The sequence below is a fragment of the Mesorhizobium sp. M1A.F.Ca.IN.020.06.1.1 genome (assembly GCF_004023265.1).
GTDB lineage: Bacteria > Pseudomonadota > Alphaproteobacteria > Rhizobiales > Rhizobiaceae > Mesorhizobium.
The window spans coordinates 1-3,683 of the sequence record NZ_RZSR01000611.1; the positions used below are offsets into that span (position 1 = coordinate 1).

At 65.7% G+C, this 3,683-nt stretch carries 3 protein-coding genes and 1 pseudogene; 1 reads left to right on the plus strand and 3 read right to left on the minus strand.

Annotation, left to right across the window (positions count from 1 at the left end; all coding sequences use genetic code 11):
- From EOA60_RS23395 to EOA60_RS23405, 3 genes are all read right to left on the minus strand, one after another.
- A complete protein-coding gene (locus EOA60_RS23395) occupies positions 1-822 on the minus strand; it encodes an ABC transporter permease (protein ID WP_067327787.1) in 822 nt (273 codons plus the stop codon).
- Positions 819-1,706, minus strand: coding sequence for an ABC transporter permease (locus tag EOA60_RS23400; RefSeq protein ID WP_095776234.1), 888 nt, complete (start codon positions 1,704-1,706; stop codon positions 819-821). The genes EOA60_RS23395 and EOA60_RS23400 overlap by 4 nt, the downstream gene beginning before the upstream one ends.
- Before the next feature lie 95 nt (positions 1,707-1,801).
- A complete protein-coding gene (locus EOA60_RS23405; protein WP_095823849.1) occupies positions 1,802-3,085 on the minus strand; it encodes an FAD-dependent oxidoreductase in 1,284 nt (427 codons plus the stop codon).
- A 195-nt stretch (positions 3,086-3,280) separates the two neighbouring features.
- Here EOA60_RS23405 and EOA60_RS23410 point away from each other — a divergent pair.
- Positions 3,281-3,683, plus strand: a pseudogene (locus EOA60_RS23410) (fumarylacetoacetate hydrolase); the annotation flags it as partial.

Below are 3,683 nucleotides of genomic sequence, written 5' to 3' on the forward strand. Positions count from 1 at the left end.
TCAGGCTGGATTGCGGCGCGCGGCGCCGAGGCCGCGATGGCGCAGGATCTCGGCGAGGGTGGCGATGACGAAGGACACGGCCAGGATCACCGTTCCGAGCGCCATCACCGTGGGCAGCGAACGCGGGAAGCGCAGTTGGCTCCAAATGTAGAGCGGCAGCGTCGGCTCGGTGCCGGCGAGGAAGAAGACGACGATGAACTCGTCGAAGGAGGTCAGGAAGGCGAGCATGAAGGCCGACAGCACCGCCGGCAGGCTGAGCGGAAGCATGACGCGCCGGAACGTTGTCCAGTCCGACGCCCCAAGGTCGAGCGCCGCCTCGCGAATGGTCTTTGGGATCGCGGCGAATCGACTGCGCATCACCACCACCGTCGTCGGCAGCGCCACCAGGATATGGCCGAGCACGATTGCAACGCGCGACGGGCCGAGGCCAATGAGATTGACCAGGATCAAGAGCGAGATGCCGACGATGACGCCGGGGATTAGGATCGGCAGCCGGGCTATGGCACTGATCGTAGCCGCGAGCGGCGAGCGGCCGTAAAGGTCCATATAGGAAACGGTGATGCCGCAAAGCGTTGCCCCCGAGGCAGCAACGACACCGATGACGAGACTGTTGGCCAAAGCGCCGGACAGCGCCGGATTGCCGTAGAGGGTCTCGTACCAACCGAGCGTGAAGCCCTGCAGCGGAAACGCCGCCTGGATGGAATCGTTGAAGGAAAACAGCGGGATCAAAAGGATAGGCAGATAGAGGAAGACGAGATAGGCAAGCACATAGAGGCCGAGCCAGCGACCGCCCGCATTTGCCTCTTTGCGCGCCGCGCTCATGTGCGGCTGCCAAACCGGCGGTCGGCGCCGCGCGCGACCAGGACCACGCACAGGATGACCAGCATGACGCAGACCGACAGGGCCGCGCCGAACGGCCAGTCATTGGCCTTGCCGAATTGCGACTGGATCAGCGTGCCGATCATGGTGCTGGCCGGGCCGCCGACCATAGCCGGCGTGACATAGTCGCCGACGGTCGGCACGAAGACGACGAGAGCCGCCGCCAGCACGCCCGGCATCGAATTGGGCAGCACGACGCGGCGGAACGACGTGAACGGGCGCGCGCCGAGATCGGAGGCGGCTTCGAGCAGCGATTTCGGGATGGTATCCAGCGCCACGTAGATGGGCAGGATGGCGAAAGGCGCGTAGGCGTGCGCAAGCGTCACCACCACCGCCGCCGGCGTGTTGAGGAAGGCGAGCGTCGGCTCCGACCAGAGGCCGCTTTCGATGAAAGCCGAGTTCAGGACGCCGTTATAGGCAAGCACGATCTTCCAGGCAAAGACGCGCAAAAGGTAGCTGGTCCAGAACGGCAGCGTGACCAGGAAGAGCAGCAGGTTGCGCCGACGGCCGGCATGGAAGGCGAGGTAGTAGGCGACCGGATATGCAGTAGCGACGGTGGCGAGCGTCACCAGGCCGGCGATGACCAGCGAGCGCAGCGTCACCGTCCAGTAGAGCGGATCGGTGGCCACAGTTACGAAGTTTGCCGCGGTCAAGCCGGCGCCGAGCAGCGAGCCGTCATTGCTCCTGAAGGCAAGGAAGAGCACAAGGCCGAGGGCAAAGAGGATGAGGAAGAAGGTGACCAGCCCGCCGGGCAACAGCATGGCAAAGCGGAAGACCGGCGAGATGCGGGTTTCCGGCGATGGCCGCGCTGCAACGATGGTGGACATCTGCTAGCTGCCCATCGGATTTTGAAATCCGCCAATGATTTTTCATATTCCTGAAACTGTCAAGCTAAATCGGTGATGCGCTGCACGCGTTCAACTCAGCGCTCGAAGGCATCCAGCATCCGATACCAGGCGATGGTGGCGGCAACGCCGACCTGGCGGAAGGCGTGGAGCGGGATCGGCCGGATCGGCGACAGCGGGAAAGGCAATTGACTGACATCGCCGGTCGCGAGGTAACCCGCCATGCGCTTGCCCAGCGCGCTCATCAGCCCGACGCCCCTGCCCTGGCAACCGACCACGGCGAGCAGGCCCTTCTCCGGCTCATGCAGGTGCGGAAGATGATCCGGGGTCATCGCCACACGGCCGAACCAGCGCTTTTCGACGGCGATGCCGGCAAGCGCCGGATAGAGGCGCAGCAGCGCGCGTTCGCAATGCGCCCAGTCGGCCGCGCTTGAAGGCAGGGCCATGCGGCCGCGTCCACCCAACACCATCCGGCCATCAGGGCCCTTGCGGTAATAGACCAAGATGCGGCGGGAATCGGAAAAGGCTTGCCCCCCGGGCAGGATGCTTGCCGCAAGCTCGGCCGGCAGCGGCGCCGTGGCGATCTGGAAGGAAAGCAGAGGCACAATCGTCCCGGCAAGCCCGGGGAGCAGGCCGTCCGTATAGGCGTTGGTGGCGAGCACGACCGCCTTCGCGCGCAGTTCGGCGCCGCCTTGCGTGGAGACCCGCCAGACGCCCGCTTCCTTGGTGAGCCTCACCACCCGCTGCTGTTCGGCGATCCCGACGCCGACGTCCGAGGCGACGCGGGCAAGCTCGAGCGTGTAGGACAGCGGATCGATGACGCCGGCGCGGCGGTCGAGCCAGCCGCCAAGATAGCCCTTGGCGCCGGTCATCGCGGCGATCTCGGCTCGGTCGAGCAGCTTGACGTCGGCGCCGCGAGCCCGCCATTGCCGATCCCGGTTCGCCGCCGCCTTCAATGCGGTCTCGGTGTGCGCGGCCTGGATCCAACCGTTCCGCGTGAACGGCACCGCAAGCTTCTCGTCACGGATCACGTCGAACACCGCGTCGGCCGTCGAGGCGGCGAAGTCGACCAGGGCCTCGCCGCGCTCCTTGCCAAAGTGCTCGATCAGCCATTCGGGATCATATTTGAGGCCGGGAATGACCTGGCCGCCGTTCAAGCCCGACGCGCCCTGCCCGATCGCGCCGGCATCCAGCACCTGGACGGAAAGACCGGCGCGGGCCGCGTGCAAGGCGGTCGACAGACCCATGATGCCGCCGCCGACGATCACCGCGTCGAGCGTGCCGTCGCTCGACAGCTCGGACTGCAACGCCGGAGCTGTTGGGGGCTTTTGCCAGATCGGATCGGAAAAGGCTGCGGGCAATTGGTCACCTGAGGCGCTGGAGGCTCGTGAAAATCCTATTGCTGATTTCATGAGCTTGAAAGGGGACCCGATGGGCCAGTCGGCGCTTGGCTATGTGACAGCATGCCATTGGCTCATAACCTCGCCATCGATGGGATAGACGTTTGCCTTAAATCCGGGGAAAGTGCCGCGCGACAATCGAGAGGACAGAAGACCATGACCGATTTAACCCGCCTCCCTGGCGACGGCCTTTTCGTCGGCCGCGCCAGGATCAGCGAAGCCTCCCATCCGCTGGTGGTCACGGTGCGCGCAGGCGAGGTCATCGACATCACGTCGAGCGCGGCGCCTACCGTGCGCGACCTCTGCGAGCTGAAGGACCCGGCCGCCTACGTGCGCTCGGCCCGGGCCAAGGCGATCGGCACACTGGAAGACATCGCAGCCAACAGCTTCGAGTCTCAGCGCGACGCCAAGAAGCCGATCCTGCTCTCCCCCGTCGACCTGCAGGCGGTGAAGGCTTCCGGCGTCACCTTCGTCGTCAGCCTGCTCGAGCGCGTCATCGAGGAGCAGGCGCGCGGCTCCGCGGAAAAGGCCGACGCCATCCGCGCCGACATCGCCGGGC

Bases quoted from the DNA above. Each gene is read 5' to 3' on its own strand.
- EOA60_RS23395 (WP_067327787.1), bottom strand. From the start codon at position 822: ATGAGCGCGGCGCGCAAAGAGGCAAATGCGGGCGGTCGCTGGCTCGGC.
- EOA60_RS23400 (WP_095776234.1), bottom strand. From the start codon at position 1,706: ATGTCCACCATCGTTGCAGCGCGGCCATCGCCGGAAACCCGCATCTCG.